This is a genomic window from Pantoea sp. X-Soil-TKNS-1279 (assembly GCF_059730565.1).
Genome location: NZ_AP035948.1, coordinates 1,714,691 through 1,732,198, shown reverse-complemented (window position 1 = coordinate 1,732,198; position 17,508 = coordinate 1,714,691). Strand labels below are relative to the sequence as shown.

Below are 17,508 nucleotides of genomic sequence, written 5' to 3'. Positions count from 1 at the left end.
GTTATATCTCACTATAACCGTCACCCTGCTTGCGGTAAAACCCCGTTTCCCGCCCTTCGCTATTCATCCCAATTCAGGATTAATTTCTTTACCGGCTCGATGAAAAAATATCATCCTGATAATCCTGTTTTTCCTGCCTGCACAGGCGGAAAATAGACCAACTGGTCTCTTTTCTCCTCTCTTCCTTGCTCAGGATTTAGCATGTCTCGGGTTGCGCGGGCACGACGCCTTGGTAAAACATTTTTATTAGTAGATAACATGCTGGTGGTGTTGGGTTTTTTTGTGGTATTTCCTCTCATCTCCATTCACTTTGTCGAACAACTCGGCTGGGCCGCGCTAATGGTCGGGATTGCGCTGGGTCTGCGTCAGTTTGTGCAGCAGGGTTTCGGTATTTTTGGCGGTGCGATTGCTGACCGCTTCGGCGCTCGTCCCCTTATCGTTTCGGGTATGCTGATGCGCGCTGCGGGCTTTGCCTGTATGGCGCTGGCGCACGAACCCTGGGTGCTGTGGCTGGCCTGCCTGTTATCGGGCCTTGGCGGCACGCTGTTCGATCCTCCCCGTAGCGCGATGGTGGTGAAGCTGGTACGCGCCCGCGAACGTGGACGCTTCTTCTCCCTGTTGATGATGCAGGACAGCGCGGGCGCGGTACTGGGTGCGCTGATCGGCAGTTGGTTACTGGCCTGGGACTTCCGTCTGGTTTGTTGGGTAGGTGCGGCGGTTTTTGTCAGCGCGGCATTATTTAACGCTATTTGGTTGCCCGCCTGGCGTATCTCCACCGAACGTATCGCGATGCGTGAAGGTATGCACCGCGTCTGGCAGGACAAACGTTTTCGCCTGTATGTACTGACGCTGACCGGTTACTACATTCTTGCCGTGCAGGTGATGCTTATGCTACCGGTGATGGTTAACCAGGTTGCGGGGGCACCCGCGGCGGTGAAATGGATGTACGCCATTGAAGCGCTACTTTCGCTGAGCCTGCTCTATCCGTTGGCACGCTGGAGTGAAAAACGCTTCCGGCTGGAGACGCGGCTGATGGCCGGATTATTCCTGATGACCATCAGCCTGTTGCCGGTGGGTCTGACCACGACGCTGCCGTCGCTGTTTTTCCTGATCGCCGTGTTTTATCTCGGCTCGATCATTGCTGAACCGGCGCGAGAGACCCTCAGCGCCTCGCTTGCCAGCCCACGCGCGCGTGGTAGCTATATGGGGTTCAGCCGTCTTGGCCTGGCGATTGGTGGTCTGATTGGTTATTCCGGCGGTGGCTGGATGTTTGATGTCGGACAGCAACTCTCGCTGCCGGAATTGCCGTGGATGCTGCTCAGCGCGGTGGGCAGCATGACGCTGTTGGCGCTGTGGTGGCAGTTTCAACCGCGCTCGGTGGCCCCGGCGTTGTACAGCAGCTGATTTGCCCGCCCCCATAATCTCTCCCATACTTCCCGCACGTCTGTAAAAAGGGTGACGCCAGTCACCCCGGGAACCGAGGAGAAACAGGATGAAACTCTACATCTACGATCACTGCCCTTTTTGCGTCAAAGCGCGCATGATTTTTGGCCTGAAAAATCTGCCCATTGAACTGGTCGTGATGCTCAATGACGACGAGAACACCCCCAAAAAGCTCATTGGTCAAAAGATGGCACCCATTCTGCAAAAAGCCGATGGCAGCGCGATGCCGGAGAGTATGGATATTGTCCGTCTGGTGGATAAGCAGGATGGCGAAACCTTGTTAAATGGCAAAATCAATCCCGCCATCACCGACTGGTTGCGCCATGTGAATGGTTACGTGAATAAACTTCTGCTGCCGCGTATTGCTGACGCTGCTTTTGCTGAGTTCGCCACCCCTGAAGCCCGTCATTATTTCCGGGAGAAAAAGCAGGCCAGCATCGGCGATTTTGGCGAGCTGCGCAAACATTCACCCGGATTAATCAAAAACATCAACGATGATTTGCGTCAGCTGGATAAATTGATCGTCAAACCCAATGCGGTAAACGGTGAGCTATCAATAGATGATATCAATTTGTTTCCGTTGTTACGTTCACTGACCCTGGTTGCCGGTATCGAATGGCCAAGCCGGGTAGCGGCTTATCGCGACAATATGGCGAAACAAACCCAGGTAAATTTGCTGTCATCTATTGCTGCCTGACCGTTTTGATGAGGAGCGCCCGCGCGTTTCTCATCGCTCTCCTGGTGACACCCGCCCCTGATTCAGGCAGGCTATGGCACGTTTGCCGTATTGTTCAGGATGAGGAAAGTATGAAGAAGGCATTTCCCGGGCTGATGGCCCTGCTTTTTGCCGTGCTGCTGGCCGGCTGTAACCAATTAACCCAATACACAATCAGCGAGCAGGAAGTTAATCAGGCACTGCAAAAACACAACAACTTCGAGAAGGATGTGGGTGTTTCCGGACTGGTGAATGCGCATATTGTGTTGACTGATTTGAGCAGCCAGATTGGCCGTGAAGAACCCGGTAAGATCACCTTATCCGGTAAAGCTAACATTAATGTCAGCTCCCTGTTTGGCCCACAGCAAGCTGAAATGCAGCTAAAAATGAAAGCACAGCCGGTCTTCAATGCGCAACAGGGAGCAATCTACCTGAAGGATCTGGAGATCGTTGATGCCCAGGTGCAACCGGAAAAAATGGCGTCGATCATGAAAACGCTGACGCCTTATCTCAATGAATCGCTGAAACGTTACTTCGATGAAAAACCCGCGTATGTGTTGAGCGAAGATCGTAGCAAAGGCGAAGCGCTGGCGAAGAAATTCGCCAAAGGCCTGGAAGTGAAACCCGGTCAGTTGGTGATCCCGTTCACTGACTAATTCCCTTGCAATGATACGTAGCGGCGCGATTGATCGCGCTGTACGGGGTAAAACCCGCGCGATAAATCGCGCCGCTACGCAACATGAATAAAATCCCGTGCAAACGGTTGCTCACATCCTTATGATTACTCCCCGGCCTAAACGTGCCTTTCGTTTTCTACCTAGCCGGAGCCTTTTGAATGACAGCCCAACCTCAGCAAATCACGATTCGCCGCCCTGACGACTGGCATATCCATCTGCGCGATGGCGCAATGCTTCAGGCAGTTTTGCCTTACACCAGTGCGGTGAATGGTCGTGCGATTGTCATGCCAAACCTGGTTCCGCCGGTGACCAGCGTTGCTGCTGCCATCGCGTATCGCGATCGCATTCTCGCTGCACTGCCAGCAGAGCATAACTTTACGCCGCTGATGACCTGCTACCTCACCGATTCTCTGGATCCCGATGAGATTGAACAAGGCTTTCGTGCCGGGGTGTTTACGGCCGCAAAACTCTATCCGGCCCATGCCACCACTAACTCCAGCCACGGCGTGACCAATATCGCGTCTATCGCTCGCGTGCTGGAACGGATGCAGCAAATCGGAATGCCGATGCTGGTGCACGGTGAAGTAACCGATTCGCACATTGATATTTTTGACCGCGAAGCGCGTTTTATCGAAACCGTACTGGAACCGCTGCGTCAGCAATTCCCTGGCCTGAAAGTCGTGATGGAGCACATCACCACCAAAGAAGCGGCTGAATATCTTGCTGCCGGTAATGAACTGTTGGGCGCGACCATTACTCCCCAGCATCTGATGTTTAACCGTAACCATATGCTGGTTGGCGGTGTGCGTCCCCACCTGTATTGCCTGCCAATCCTGAAGCGTAATATTCATCAGGAGGCACTGCGCAAACTGGTCGCCAGCGGAAACCGTCGTGTGTTCCTCGGCACCGATACTGCGCCGCATTTGCGTCATCTGAAAGAAGCCAGTTGCGGGTGTGCCGGGGTCTTCAACGCGCCGACATCTTTACCGGCCTACGCTACCGTATTTGAAGAACTGGGTGCGTTGCAGCACTTTGAAGCCTTCTGTTCCGAAAACGGGCCAAACTTCTACGGCTTGCCATTGAATGAAGGGACACTGACGCTGGTGCGGGAGCCGTGGACGGTTGAGCAGAGCGTGGCGGTCGCTGACGATACCCTGGTGCCCTTCCTCGCCGGTGAGACACTTAACTGGCGTGTGACTGACTGATATTTTTCGCGCTTGCCTTCGGGATAATTATACTGTACAAATAACCAGTATATTATTTCGGAGGCGTTTATGCGTGTTGAAATTACCGTAGCAAAAACTCAGCCCCTTCCTGCGGGCGCACTGGATGCGTTAAGCGCAGAGCTTACCCGCCGCATCTCCCGTGATTTCCCAGACGATGAACATCATGTCAAAGTTCGTTATGCCAGCGGCAATCAACTGAGCGTTTTTGGTGGTTGCAAAGAAAATCGCGAACGTATCAGCGATATTTTACAGGAAACCTGGGAAAGCGCTGACGACTGGTTTATTACCGATTAACCGCCACTGCGCAGTTTTTGCCGGGTTTCGCCACCCGGCTTTTTTGTTTTATTTCCGCCTCGCCAGACAAACTCTCTGCATCTAAAATCATCATTACTCCCCACCCATTCTTGCGCACGTCATGCTGACAGGAGACGTTTTACATGACTCACGATAAACCGGAAGAGGCAATGACGTTTGGCGAGCTGCTGGCATTAATCAGCGAACAGCAACGCCGCTTGACCGTGCTGGAAAGTGCCTTCGCCAATCTGACCTTCTGTCTGGACGATCGCGCCAGCCAGTTGCTGGTCCATAATCTGACGCTCGAAGCGCAAAATCAGAACCACGACGAGCAGTTACAGCACCAATTTGCTCGTCTGGCTGAAGAGATTCAAAAATGCGCGGGAACCGTTCAGGACCAGGAAAAGGGCTAACTTCACAGTTTTCATCGGCTCAAGAGTTTTCCTAAAGCCAGGCGACTTTGCTGCCGATAATCTCTTTAGCGTCGGTAATTTGTTGCGCGGAAAAATACCCACACCGGTAGGTGTATTATTATTTTTTAAAAAGACGCATCTCAAAAGCATTTATTTTGTGTTTTTTTTCACCACCACATTTTTTAACTATTGTACCGTTCGTTTCATGTTATAATTATCTCGCTTGTGCAAGAACAGCCGCATTGAACCTCAAGAATCACTTCGTTTAACGAGTAAAAAGGAGGTTATAATGGACAGAAATAAAGACGTCATCCAGACTCATCCATTAGTGGGATGGGACATTAGCACCGTTGACAGCTATGACGCCATGATGATTCGCCTGCACTCGCTATCATCGCAGGATCAGAAAGAAGAAGAAGCTGATGTTGGCCCTACCTACTGGCTGACCACCGACGTGGCCCGACAGTTTATCTCGATACTTGAAGCTGGCATTGCGAAAATTGAGTCTACCGAGCAATACCTACGCGATAATCAAAAGCATTAATTTCTCCCATCGCGTGTAAGGGGCACCCTCAAGGGTGCCTTTTTCATGTGCGCGCTCTTTTGATATGCTGCTGAAAAAGTTCGCCGTTTTTCAGGAGTAATGTCACATGGTTTATGATCTGATTGTGGTTGGCAGTGGATCAGTAGGTGCAGCCGCCGGGTACTATGCCACTCAGGCGGGTCTCTCGGTATTGATGATTGATAGTGCCCACCCGCCCCATACTCAGGGTACCCATCACGGTGAAACCCGCTTAATCCGCCACGCCTACGGTGAGGGCGAACGCTATGTTCCGTTGGTGTTGCGTGCGCAAACCTTGTGGGATGAACTGGAACAACGCGGTGGTGAACGCATTATGCACCGTAGCGGCATCCTCAACCTCGCTCCTGTCACTTCCACCTTTATTCAAAACGTCATCGACAGCGCGCGCGTCTGGCAACTTGACGTACAGATTTTGCAGGCAGATGAAGTTCGCAAACGCTGGCCACAATTTTCCGTACCCGATGGTTACATTGGGGTGTTCGAACCCAATTCCGGTTTTCTCAAGTGCGAAGAGGCGGTGCGCAGTTGGGTAAAACTGGCGGAACAGGCGGGCTGCGCGCAGCTATTTAACTGCCCGGTGACAGACATTGGTCGGGATGGCGATCTGCAACAGGTCACCACCAGTGAAGGCATGTTTCGCGCCCGTAAACTGCTGGTCAGTGCCGGAACCTGGGTGAGCCAGTTGGTGAACAATTTGCCGGTCACCCCGGTGCGAAAAGTGTTTGCCTGGCATCAGGCGGATGGGCGCTACAGTGAAAACAACCAATTCCCTGGTTTTACCGTAGAGATGGGCGACGGTAGTCACTTCTATGGCTTCCCGGCAGACAATAATGCGCTCAAAGTAGGCCGACATGATGGTGGGCAGGTTATGCAGACACCTGCGGATCGCAAGCCGTTCGGCAGTGTCGCCGCCGATGGTAGCGAAGCCTTCAGCTTTTTACGCCAGTTTCTGCCTGGCGTGGGGGTTTGTTTACATGGTGAAGCCTGTAGCTATGACAACACGCCTGACGAGGACTTTATCATTGATACGTTACCAGGCGAGCCAAACCGCTTAATTATCACTGGACTGAGCGGCCATGGCTTTAAATTCGCCAGCGTACTGGGTGAATTGGCCAGTGAGTTTGCTCAGGACAAGCCTTTTTCGTTCGATATTACCCCCTTCTCACTGACGCGTTTTGCCTGACATCTCATGGCCGCTGCCCCTGCGCCAGCGGCCTGCCTGACACTTCCTGACATAAACCCACAAATATTTAATTACTGGATTAAATGACAGCGCAAAAGGTGTAGTAATTAATTTCAACGCTTTATTCCAGCGACTTTCCCGCGTAGTTATTCAATATTTCTGAGCGCTTCGGGCATATATCACCATAAATACCGAATGGTTATTTCATAGTTTATAGAAAAGTAAGGGTGATTGATTTTATATTTCAATATATGGATTCTAATTACCAGTTATTTCCAAACAGGATTTACCGATGATGTGGCGCAATTCCCCACAGCAATTTGGTTTGATATCTATCTTATTACACTGGCTAATGGCGCTCGCCATTTATGGCATGTTTGCGCTCGGATTGTGGATGGTCGGGCTGGGTTACTACGACAGCTGGTATCACAGCGCACCAGAAATTCACAAAAGTATTGGCATCCTGTTATTGATGGCCCTGTTGCTACGCCTGCTGTGGCGTTTCCTGTCCCCTCCTCCGGCACCACTGCGCAGCTACTCCCCTGTGGTCCGGTTTGCGGCGATTGCCGCTCACTGGCTGCTGTACAGCCTGCTGCTGGCCATACTGGTCAGTGGCTATTTGATCTCCACCGCTGACGGTAAACCTGTTTCGTTGTTTGGCTGGTTCGATATCCCCGCGTTGGCTGCTGGGGCAGCAGAACAAGCCGATGTAGCTGGCGATATTCATCTCTGGCTTGCCTGGACGGTGGTGGTGCTTTCGGTACTACACGGGCTTGCCGCGCTGAAACACCACTTTATTGACCGTGATATCACGCTGCAAAGGATGCTGGGTTGCCGCATCCCATTAACCTCTGAAAAGGAAAAGTGACATGCTTAAGAAGACCCTGCTGATGCTTTCAGGTGCTGGTTTACTGGCCGCCAGCCTGACGGCCAATGCCGCAGATTACAAATTTGATAAACAGGGACAACACGCCTTTGTCCAGTTCCGTATTCAGCATCTCGGCTACAGCTGGCTCTACGGTAGCTTTAAGGATTTCGATGGCAGTTTTACCTTTGATGAAGCGAACCCAGGTGCCGACAAAGTCAATGTCACCATTAATACCGGTAGTCTCGATACCAACCATGCCGAACGTGATAAACACCTGCGCAGTGCTGATTTCCTGAATACGGACAAATTCCCGCAGGCGACGTTTGTCTCCACTGCCGTTAAGAAAGAGGGCAATGAGTATAAAATCAACGGCGATTTGACCCTCAACGGCGTAACCAAACCGATTACGCTGAATGCGCATTTGATTGGCGAAGGTAAAGATCCCTGGGGAGGCTATCGTGCAGGCTTTGAGGCCAGTGGCGATGTGGTGTTGAAAGAATTCAACATCAACAAAGATCTGGGACCAGCATCGCAAAAAGCGGAATTGATTATTTCAGTCGAAGGGGTTCGACAGTAAAAAATGAGGCAGCCTGCATCGTGGCAGGCTGCCGGTTACTTACTTCTTCTCTGGCAATGGAATTGCCATCGTCATGTTGAGCAAACCACGCGATTTATTGAAGACTTTGTTGCCATTTTCACGACCAGCGCGACGTGTGCGCTGCTCTTCCGGCGACAGTTTTGACTCTTCCATGCACAGCGGGCTACAGCAATTGTGAAACTTCTCGGCACAGCTTGGGCACTGAATAAACAGCAAATGACAGCCGTCATTGACGCAGTTGGTGTGGGTGTCACAAGGTACGCCACACTGATGACAATTCGACAGCACATCATCGGAAATGCGTTCCCCCATACGTTCATCAAAGACAAAGTTTTTGCCTTTAAAACGTACCGGTAACCCCTGCTCACGCGCCCGGCGGGTGTATTCAATGATGCCGCCTTCGATGTGATAAACATCATCAAAACCGTTATGTTTCATCCAGGCACTGGCTTTCTCGCAACGAATGCCGCCGGTGCAATACATAACAATCTTTTTATCTTTCTGGTCTTTCAGCATGTCGACCGCCATCGGCAGCTGATCGCGGAAAGTATCAGCAGGGACTTCCAGCGCATTATCAAAATGCCCCACTTCGAATTCGTAGTGGTTACGCATATCGACAAACACCGCATTGGGATCATCCAGCATCGTATTGACATCGGCGGCTTTCAGATAGTTACCGACATCGCTGGCATCAAAGCTGTTGTCTTCAATACCGTCTGCGACGATGCGATCGCGTACTTTCAGGCGCAAAACCCAGAATGATTTCCCATCATCATCCAGCGCGATATTCATACGCAGATTATTCAGTGCCGGATCGAAGCCGTAGAGAAAAGCTTTCATGCTTTCATACTGGCTGGCGGGCACACTGATTTGCGCGTTGATGCCTTCATGGGCGACATACACGCGGCCAAATACCTTGAGCTTGGTTAACCCAATGTACAACGCATCGCGGAATGCTTTGGGATCGGCAATCTGGAAGTATTTATAAAAAGAGACTGTGGTACGCGGCTCGGTTTCAGCCAGCATGCGTGCCTTCAGCTCTTTATTGGAAACAAGGTTGTGTAACACTGGCATGGTGTTCGTTCCTGTTAGCAATAGGAAAAAATGAGCGCGCACATGATACCTGAAATCACCACAATGCATAGCCTTTGCCGCGAATATCGGCAAGGGTGAGCTGTGCCGCATTTTTGTTCGGCAATTATATTTTAATGCGATAAGGTGAATTCAGACATCAGCAGGGCAACTATGCTTGATTTCAGTCAGAGAGAAAAAATGGCACAATAGACACAAATAACAGGAACCGGTACCTCTGGTACAAGACGCAGGATACTGACATTTCAATGACTCAACTTCCACAATTTTCCCGTGAACTCCTTCATCCACGCTACTGGTTTACCTGGTTGGGTATTGGGACTCTCTATTTACTGGTGCTATTGCCTTACCCGGTTTTATACGTCATCGGCTGTGGTCTGGGCCGCATTGCCATGCGGTTTCTGAAGCGTCGCGTCAAAATTGCCCAACGTAATCTGGAGTTATGTTTTCCTGATATGCCAATCAGCGAACGCAATGCGATGGTAAAACACAATTTTGAATCGGTCGGCATGGGGTTGATTGAAACCGGTATGGCCTGGTTCTGGCCGGACTGGCGTATCCGCAAATGGGTAGCCTGTACCGGTCTGGAGCATATTGACTCTTCACTGGCTGCCGGACGCGGTATTTTACTTATCGGGATGCATTTTCTTACCCTGGAGTTGGGCGCCCGTGTTTTTGGCATGAACAATCCCGGCATCGGTGTTTATCGGCCAAACGACAACAAACTGATCGACTGGCTGCAAACCTGGGGACGTATGCGTTCCAATAAAAGCATGCTCGATCGTAAAGACCTTAAGGGCATGATCCGCGCAATGAAAAACAACGACATTATCTGGTATGCACCTGACCATGATTATGGCCCGCGTAGCAGTGTGTTCGCGCCGTTTTTTGCCGTTGAAGATGCCGCCACCACGACCGGGACGCATATGCTGATCCGTCTGGCAAATCCCAGTGTTGTCCCCTTTCTGGCCCGCCGCCTGCCACATGGCCGTGGCTACGAACTAAAAATCATGCCGGATATCCGTGACAAATTTTCACTGGAAAGCGAACTCGACACTGCAATTTGCATGAATAAAGTGGTTGAGGAGAGCGTATTGCTGGCCCCGGAGCAGTACATGTGGCTGCATCGTCGTTTCAAAACCCAGCCAGAAGGCCAACCCTCGCGTTATTAATGTGATGTGGGACACAGGGAGTGTCCCTCTGCATCAAAACTGAAATTTGCCTTAATTCATGACATTATCCGTCAGTTTTTTGTTAAAACTGTACCAGACTTAATTGAAGCTGGCGTATTTTCTCAGACCATATATTTATAGAGCTTTCTCAGAATAAAATCAGACAATGGTGATCATTACTTAAGCCCGTGCTGGTTACGATGCGACATCTTATGCGCATGTCGTTGATTTACACCTGAAAGATTAAATAAAATTTATTGATCGCAATATGGTTGTATGGACCTGTTTTTTTCCAATTCCAGGCATATTCCTATTTAATATTACTAAATTCTTTGAAATCGCTAATCAATGCAGGAAAATTAACTTAATTTACAAGGAATTATCCTGGTGGCCGCAACGCTTATTCCGTTTCTAAAAAAGACACACCCTCTTTATACCTTTCTGGAATTTGTTAGTGAATTCGATTCCAGTTAGTTTCGTTAATGACAGTTAGTTCAATAACTGTTCAAAAAAAATAATAAAGATTACACACAGCAAATATACAGCAGGAACTCATAATATGAATAAAGGCATCTATTATTATGTGACGGTCAGTACCGATCAGGACAATTACCATTTACTGCATCGGAAAGAGTGTAAGCGTCTGCCCGAAAAGGAGGATATGGTCTTTATTGGTACGCTCTATAATTTAAATCAGGCCTTATCGATTGCGCGCATTAATTTTAAAAAGGTGAAACCCTGTATTAAATGTTGCATTCGTTATTCTGCGCCAGTTATCCGCGAATCTGTGCGGCCTGTACTGCATTTTCCACAAAAAATGCTCTGACACATTCGGGCGGATGTGGCACCTCATTCGCCCGAATGTTATTCCCTCCTGCGCATGGTGATTTTTCGTCTATTCTTCTCTGGAAGCCCTATTCAACAGGCAAGGAGATTGCGATGAGCATGTATAGCACCTTAGTCGAAGCCATCGAGGCGGCGCGTGAAGAGTTTCTCGCCAGTCAACCTGAGTTGGATGAGGACGATGCCGTCGTCAACCAATTCGCTCTGCAAAAATATGTCATGCAGGATGGCGACATCATGTGGCAGGCTGAGTTTTTCGCTGATGAGGATGGACAAGGTGAATGTCTGCCTGTTCGCAGCGGCGAAGCAGCTCAGGCCATTTTTGATGATGACTATGACGAAATTGAGCTTCGTCAGGAGTGGCAATCTGAAAATACGCTACATGAATGGGATGAGGGAGAGTTTCAGCTCGAACCGCCGATGGATACTGAAGAAGGTGAAGCCGCAGCAGCCGAATGGGACGACGATAACAGTGATTCTGACCGCTGGGCGTAAAGCTTATTCGTAAGGTCCGTGATGGGCATCCACCGGTAATAGCAGCGTGTCCATCACCAATGACAACGGTAAATCGAGGATGGTAAGCATCCGCCATGCGCCGTCACGCACATCCCACTGCACTCCTGGGTAATATTGATTACCGTGCCCCTGCCCCGGCACGGTACGACTGATAATGCTGCCACATCCGCTCAGTAACAGAATGGCTGCACTTACAACGATGAATTTCATGAAACGATTCACAACAAATTCTCACAATGGCCTGGCGCTATTTTAGCCGTCAGTGTGGGTGAATAACCACACCCGACAGCGTAAAGATTGCGTTAGTCGGAACAGTCTTGCTGTCGTAACAGATAAAAAAAGCCGCTATCGTGTTGCGATAGCGGCTTTTTTACTGGGTTACTGACCCGATATCATGACTGCTGAGGCAGTGCCTGCGGGTTTAGCTTCAGCTTTTGATAGCTCTCAACCCACTCATGATATTTATCTCCATCCTCCCACAGGCGCGTATGCACGCGCGCCAGCACCACCGGATCGCTAATCAGCTGTAAACGCTGCTCACGGTTCAGTTTTTCCGGCGAATCGCTCAATGCCTGATCCACACGCCGATCGCGCGAATGATCCAGTATCTTGCTGTGCAGGTGACGTGAAGTCGCCATTGCCGTCGCCAGAGCGTTAAATGCCGGGTTGAACAGCGCATGCATAAAGCCATTCTTCAGCGCACGTTCGCGGTTCAGTTGCAGATAGTTGTCCGTGTCGACCAACTCTTGCGGCGGATCGTACTCTTCCGGGATCAGGAACAGCTTCGCGCGCTTACTCTTCAGACCAATGGTGGCACGGCTCGACATAACTGAGACGAACGGTGACAGAATCAGTGAGAAGACAATCGGCGACAGCCACCACAGGAAGTTCAAATCCAGCACGCCCATGCCGACAGCCCAGACAATCCCGAGCAGCATCTGCGAACCGTGGCGGCGGAATGCTTCACTCCAGGGCGTCGCATCATCGTCACGCTGCGGTGAATTCCACACCACTTCCCAGCCGAGGAATGCGCTGACCACAAACACGGTATGGAACAGCATACGCACCGGTGCCAGCAGAACCGAAAACAGCATTTCCAGCAGCAACGAGAAGAACAAGCGCACTGCCCCACCGTAAGGTTTTGCGCCTTTGAACCAAATCAGCACCACGCTGAGCAGTTTCGGCAGGAACAGTAACACCAGGGTGGTTGAGAATAGCGCAATCGCCAGATCGGGACGCCACTGCGGCCACACCGGGAACAACTGACGTGGTTGCAGGAAGTAGGTGGGTTCCATCAGCGTATGGACCACCTGTAGGGCGGTGGAGAGCGCGAGGAACATAAACCACAACGGCGCTGACAGGTATGACATCACGCCCGTCAGGAACACCGCGCGGTGTACCGGGTGCATCCCTTTTACCAGGAACAGGCGGAAGTTCATCAGGTTACCGTGACACCAGCGACGGTCACGCTTCAGCTCATCCAGCAGGTTAGGCGGCAACTCCTCGTAGGAACCCGGCAGGTCGTATGCAATCCACACGCCCCATCCGGCACGACGCATCAATGCAGCTTCGACAAAGTCATGCGACAGAATCGAACCGGCAAAAGAGCCTTCGCCCGGCAGCGGTGCCAGCGCACAGTGCTCGATAAACGGCTTCACACGAATAATGGCGTTATGACCCCAATAGTGGGATTCGCCCAACTGCCAGAAGTGCAACCCGGCAGTAAACAGCGGACCGTATACGCGGGTAGCAAATTGCTGACAACGTGCGTACAGCGTATCCATGCCTGACGCTTTTGGTGACGACTGGATAATACCGGCATTCGGGTTGGCTTCCATCATGCGTACCAGACCGGTGAGACACTCACCGCTCATCACGCTGTCGGCGTCCAGTACCACCATGTAGCTGTAGTTGCTACCCCAGCGACGGCAGAAGTCATCAATGTTGCCACTTTTACGTTTCACACGGCGACGACGGCGACGATAGAAAATCTTGCCCGCACCACCGACATCGCGCACCAGCTCCATCCAGGCTTTCTGCTCGGCAATCGCGATATCCGCATCGTAGCTGTCACTCAGAATGTAGACGTCAAAGTGTTCTGCGTTCCCGGTGCGTTTGACCGATTCCCAGGTTGCACGTAAGCCCGCGAATACGCGTTCCACATCTTCGTTACAGATCGGCATGATCAGTGCAGTACGATGCTCCGGGTTGAGGGCTTCATCCCCCACCGTGGAGTACGAGATGCTGTACTTATCACGACCAATCAGCAGTTGCAGGAAGCCCATCAATGCGGTCCAGAAACCGGCAGACACCCAACAGAACAGAATGGCGAACAGGAACAGAATGCCGGTTTGCAGAATATACGGCAGGATCAACTCCACCGATTGCAACCAGTTCTGGTTAAACAGTTCCATCGGATCGAGCAGCGTCCAGCCCTGATACGGCAGAATGGTTTTCATGTACCAGGTAGCAACCACGGTCTGAAACAGCGTCAGAATCAGCAGAACATAGCGGCGCATCGAACCAACGTGACGCCACTTATCTTCCGCTTTTTGTTCTTCCGCCGTTTTGTAACGTGGCGTCGATTTATGCCCGCGTAACGAATCCCAGGCACGAGCCAACGGGTTGGTACGCCAGGCTTCCGGGAACATCAGCGAACGCGTAACCTTTGGCATCGCCTTCAGGATAGTACGGCCGAGATAATCTTTACCCAGTTGCTGACCCTCAGCCAGTGAATCTGGCCAGGCCAACTGCACACGGGACGACACCGATTTTAGCGGCGCATCATCCGGGCGCTCGCTGGCGGCATCATCGTGTCCCAGCGACGCATGAATAGCGTGGAACGCCTGCGCATTCTGTAACGAAACGCTCAGACGCGCGCGACCTGCCGCATCGAGCGGCAGGGCTTCCACGTAAGATTGAGGTGTAAAAGTCGAGTTATTCATTGGCAGGTAGCTGATAGCTCCAGGTTTCCGTCAATGTCTTGTCGCCACTAACCAGCGCCGCACGCATCTCGGTCGGCTGCTTGTTATCTTTCACGCGCAAACGTAGCACCAGGCGCCAGCCTTTAGTGACCGGGTTGTAGCGTACGCTCTGCTCCACCACTTCAGCGTTATTACCCACACTGACCTGCGGTGCAACCTGCGTATTTTCCGGCAGTTTGCTCATCGCTCTGCCAACAAAATCGACGGTGAAGGCGATGCTGCCATCCGGCTGACGTACGAGATTTGATTGCTTCACATCTCCGGCGGAACGCAGGGTATCTTTCACCCAGGCAACGTCATCGGAGTGCAGCAGATTTTCGTCACGGGTAAAGTGCAGACGATACTGGAAACTCATCTCTTTGCCCGGCTCAGCCAATTTTTCCGGCGTCCAGAACGCCACAATGTTGTCGTTGGTTTCATCAGCCGTCGGGATTTCCACCAGCTCAACCCGGCCTTTGCCCCAATCGCCTAACGGTTCAACCCAGCCACTCGGGCGCAGATCATAACGATCGTCGAGATCCTGATAATGGCTGAAATCACGCCCACGTTGCAGCAAGCCAAAGCCTTTCGGGCTTTCGATGGTAAAGGTGCTGACCGCCAGATGTTTCGGATTATTCAGCGGACGCCAAATCCACTCACCGTTACCGGCATGGATAGACAGACCGTTGGAGTCGTGCAGCTCCTGACGGAAGTTGCTGACCGGCGACGGCTGGTTAGCCCCGAACAGGAACATACTGGTTAACGGCGCGACACCCAGTTTACCAACGTTGTCACGCAGATAGACTTTCGCCTGCACATCGACAGTAGATTCTTTACCCGGACGTACGATAAAGCGATAGGCACCCGTGGCACGCGGTGAATCGAGCAACGCATAGATCACCAGTTGCTTGTCCTGCGGTTTTGGCCGCTCGATCCAGAACTCTTTAAAGCGTGGGAACTCTTCGCCTGAAGGTAACGCCGTATCGATGGCCAGACCGCGCGCTGACAGACCATAAACCTGGCCTGCACCAATAACGCGGAAGTAGCTGGCTCCGAGGAAGCTGGTGATTTCGTCGTCTTTACCCTTTTCATTAAGCGGATAAAGTACTTTGAATCCGGCAAAACCCAGGTTTTTCACCGAGTCTGCGTCATGCTTGACGTTGCCGAAGTTGAAATAGTCCGGATTGTACTTGATTTCACGCACCGTACTGGCGGTGACTTCGTTAATTTTCACCGGCGTATCGAAGTACATACCCTGGTGATAGAACTCAAGTCTAAATGGCGTGCGCAGTTTGCCCCAGTAGGCTTTATCGTGGTTAAACTGGATCTGCTGATAGTCAGCAAATTTCATTTCACGAAACTGAGAGGGTAAATTGCTCTTCGGCGCTTCGAAGCTTTTGCCTGCCATCGCCTGAGCCTGTTTTGCTACATCATCGAGGTTGAACGCCCAGCTATTATTCGCGTACAACGCCAGCAGAACTGCCGCGCCTAACCAGCGCATCTTCTTCAGTCCGGCCATATTTTTTTCTAAAGTCAGCACATCCCCCCCTTTCGCGTGTGCTTAGATCAAACCCGCATATCTTAAAGGATTATTCTTTTTTCCGACAGCGTATGTAACCGATTGTTCCCCTTATTTGTAAGTGGAAAATGCGCTTTTAGGATAATTAGACGATACAGAATCAGCCTATAGTATACCTCGTTTACAGCCGGTAGAATTTTCGTCCGGCATAATCCGGTTTCAGGGCGAAACCGGCCAGGACACAAAACTATTGGATGCTTATGACTGCAGCAAAATCCGAACGCGAATATTTTCTCGATTCGATTCGAGCTTATTTAATGCTATTGGGCGTACCCTTTCACGTCTCCCTGATTTACTCGACACAAAAATGGGCAGTAAATAGCCAGGATGCCTCGATGTGGCTGACGGTGTTTAATGACTTCATTCACGCATTTCGCATGCAGGTGTTTTTCGTCATTTCCGGCTATTTTTCCTACATGCTATATCTGCGCTATAAGCCACAACGTTGGTTGAAGGTGCGTCTGGAGCGCGTGGGTATCCCGCTGCTGACCGCCGTGCCGTTGATCACCCTGCCGCAGTTTTTTCTGCTAAAAAATCTGACAGATAAAGTCGGAGATTGGGACAGTTTCTCCCTGTATCAAAAGTACAATGCGGTGGCGTGGGATCTGATTTCTCACCTGTGGTTTTTGGTGGTGCTGGTCATTCTCACCAGCCTCGGCATGATCACCTTCCGCTGGCTGCGCTCCCAGCATCGACAGATTGATTACACCCGTGTGGGCTGGGGCAAACTGACGCTGGCGTTACTGGCGTGGTCGCTGGCGTGGTGCGTCTTCCGCCGCGCAATCTTTTATTTCCAGCCCGCATGGTTAATGGATGGCCTGTTCAGCACCGCCGTGATGCAAAGCCTGTTCTTCCTGCCCTTCTTTATGTTGGGAGCATTGAGCTGGAAACATCCGCCACTGAAGGCGTTGTTTGTGCGTTTTAATCCGGTGATGTGTTTTGGTGCCATTGCGGTGTTTGTCGCCTACAGCCTCAATCAACGCTTCAGCAGCGGCGATGGTTGGCTGTATGAAATCGACAACGTGATTTCAACCCTGATGGGCCTGTGCATGCTGAACGTCTGTTTCTGCTTCGGACATAAACTGCTGAACAGCCATTCGCCCCGCATCATGTATCTGGTGAATGCCTCGCTGTTTATTTATCTGGTGCACCATCCGCTCACCCTGCTGTACGGCATTTTTATCACCCCACTGATCAGCAATAACACGCTGGGTTTTTTCCTCGGCCTGCTGATGGTGTTTGGCGTGTCATTTACCCTGTATGAAATCCATCTGCGTATTCCACTGCTGCGCTTTCTGTTCTCCGGCAAACCACAGCGTGCATAACCCACGGGCCAGCTAAGC

Annotated in this window: 18 protein-coding genes; 14 read left to right on the top strand and 4 right to left on the bottom strand. The window is 51.3% G+C overall.

The features are described from left to right. The first annotated feature begins 201 nt into the window (after positions 1 to 201). From mdtH to AC6I8N_RS08135, 10 genes are all read left to right on the top strand, one after another. On the top strand, positions 202 to 1,404 hold the full coding sequence (gene mdtH, locus AC6I8N_RS08180; protein ID WP_021186030.1) for a multidrug efflux MFS transporter MdtH: 1,203 nt from the start codon (positions 202 to 204) through the stop codon (positions 1,402 to 1,404). 88 nt (positions 1,405 to 1,492) lie between these two features. Further along, positions 1,493 to 2,140, top strand: a complete 648-nt coding sequence (grxB, locus tag AC6I8N_RS08175) for a glutaredoxin 2 (RefSeq protein WP_021186031.1) — start codon at positions 1,493 to 1,495, stop codon at positions 2,138 to 2,140. Between the two features lie 110 nt (positions 2,141 to 2,250). Beyond that, a complete protein-coding gene (locus tag AC6I8N_RS08170) occupies positions 2,251 to 2,814 on the top strand; it encodes a lipoprotein (RefSeq protein WP_036627684.1) in 564 nt (187 codons plus the stop codon). 179 nt (positions 2,815 to 2,993) lie between these two features. Beyond that, the gene (pyrC, locus tag AC6I8N_RS08165; protein WP_021186033.1) at positions 2,994 to 4,040 is read left to right on the top strand and encodes a dihydroorotase; all 1,047 of its coding nucleotides are present in this window, start codon (positions 2,994 to 2,996) and stop codon (positions 4,038 to 4,040) included. A 69-nt stretch (positions 4,041 to 4,109) separates the two neighbouring features. Continuing rightward, on the top strand, positions 4,110 to 4,355 hold the full coding sequence (gene dinI / locus AC6I8N_RS08160; RefSeq protein WP_013508629.1) for a DNA damage-inducible protein I: 246 nt from the start codon (positions 4,110 to 4,112) through the stop codon (positions 4,353 to 4,355). 143 nt (positions 4,356 to 4,498) lie between these two features. Continuing rightward, positions 4,499 to 4,768, top strand: coding sequence for a hypothetical protein (locus tag AC6I8N_RS08155; protein ID WP_208725234.1), 270 nt, complete (start codon positions 4,499 to 4,501; stop codon positions 4,766 to 4,768). 289 nt (positions 4,769 to 5,057) lie between these two features. Then, a complete protein-coding gene (bssS, locus tag AC6I8N_RS08150; protein WP_013508627.1) occupies positions 5,058 to 5,312 on the top strand; it encodes a biofilm formation regulator BssS in 255 nt (84 codons plus the stop codon). A gap of 106 nt (positions 5,313 to 5,418) precedes the next feature. After that, a complete protein-coding gene (solA, locus tag AC6I8N_RS08145; RefSeq protein ID WP_497830473.1) occupies positions 5,419 to 6,534 on the top strand; it encodes an N-methyl-L-tryptophan oxidase in 1,116 nt (371 codons plus the stop codon). Between the two features lie 292 nt (positions 6,535 to 6,826). Then, on the top strand, positions 6,827 to 7,402 hold the full coding sequence (locus tag AC6I8N_RS08140) for a cytochrome b (protein WP_497830472.1): 576 nt from the start codon (positions 6,827 to 6,829) through the stop codon (positions 7,400 to 7,402). A 1-nt stretch (position 7,403) separates the two neighbouring features. Next, complete coding sequence (locus tag AC6I8N_RS08135; protein ID WP_497830471.1) at positions 7,404 to 7,979, top strand: YceI family protein; 576 nt, start codon at positions 7,404 to 7,406, stop codon at positions 7,977 to 7,979. A gap of 39 nt (positions 7,980 to 8,018) precedes the next feature. Here the strand turns inward: AC6I8N_RS08135 and trhO are convergent, their stop codons facing one another. Further along, positions 8,019 to 9,074 (bottom strand): oxygen-dependent tRNA uridine(34) hydroxylase TrhO, encoded by a 1,056-nt coding sequence (trhO, locus tag AC6I8N_RS08130; protein WP_497830470.1) that lies wholly within the window; start codon positions 9,072 to 9,074, stop codon positions 8,019 to 8,021. Between the two features lie 266 nt (positions 9,075 to 9,340). Here trhO and AC6I8N_RS08125 point away from each other — a divergent pair, with 266 nt between their 5' ends. The 3 genes from AC6I8N_RS08125 (at position 9,341) to AC6I8N_RS08115 (ending at position 11,602) form a co-directional block, all read left to right on the top strand. Next, complete coding sequence (locus AC6I8N_RS08125) at positions 9,341 to 10,264, top strand: Kdo(2)-lipid IV(A) acyltransferase (RefSeq protein ID WP_497830469.1); 924 nt, start codon at positions 9,341 to 9,343, stop codon at positions 10,262 to 10,264. A gap of 559 nt (positions 10,265 to 10,823) precedes the next feature. Further along, positions 10,824 to 11,090, top strand: a complete 267-nt coding sequence (locus tag AC6I8N_RS08120; protein ID WP_497830468.1) for a hypothetical protein — start codon at positions 10,824 to 10,826, stop codon at positions 11,088 to 11,090. A gap of 113 nt (positions 11,091 to 11,203) precedes the next feature. Continuing rightward, the gene (locus AC6I8N_RS08115; RefSeq protein ID WP_497830467.1) at positions 11,204 to 11,602 is read left to right on the top strand and encodes a MysB family protein; all 399 of its coding nucleotides are present in this window, start codon (positions 11,204 to 11,206) and stop codon (positions 11,600 to 11,602) included. Positions 11,603 to 11,605: 3 nt separating this feature from the next. On the opposite strand, the gene AC6I8N_RS08110 is transcribed toward AC6I8N_RS08115, so the two are convergent. The 3 genes from AC6I8N_RS08110 to AC6I8N_RS08100 form a co-directional block, all read right to left on the bottom strand. Next, positions 11,606 to 11,833, bottom strand: coding sequence for a YceK/YidQ family lipoprotein (locus tag AC6I8N_RS08110; RefSeq protein WP_021186042.1), 228 nt, complete (start codon positions 11,831 to 11,833; stop codon positions 11,606 to 11,608). 182 nt (positions 11,834 to 12,015) lie between these two features. Next, the gene (gene mdoH / locus AC6I8N_RS08105) at positions 12,016 to 14,568 is read right to left on the bottom strand and encodes a glucans biosynthesis glucosyltransferase MdoH (RefSeq protein WP_497830466.1); all 2,553 of its coding nucleotides are present in this window, start codon (positions 14,566 to 14,568) and stop codon (positions 12,016 to 12,018) included. Then, complete coding sequence (locus AC6I8N_RS08100; protein ID WP_200864688.1) at positions 14,561 to 16,096, bottom strand: glucan biosynthesis protein G; 1,536 nt, start codon at positions 16,094 to 16,096, stop codon at positions 14,561 to 14,563. Before AC6I8N_RS08100 ends, mdoH begins: the two co-directional genes overlap by 8 nt. Before the next feature lie 269 nt (positions 16,097 to 16,365). On the opposite strand from AC6I8N_RS08100, the gene mdoC reads away from it, so the two are divergent. Further along, positions 16,366 to 17,490 (top strand): glucans biosynthesis protein MdoC, encoded by a 1,125-nt coding sequence (mdoC, locus tag AC6I8N_RS08095; protein ID WP_497830465.1) that lies wholly within the window; start codon positions 16,366 to 16,368, stop codon positions 17,488 to 17,490. The last annotated feature ends 18 nt before the right edge of the window (positions 17,491 to 17,508 follow it).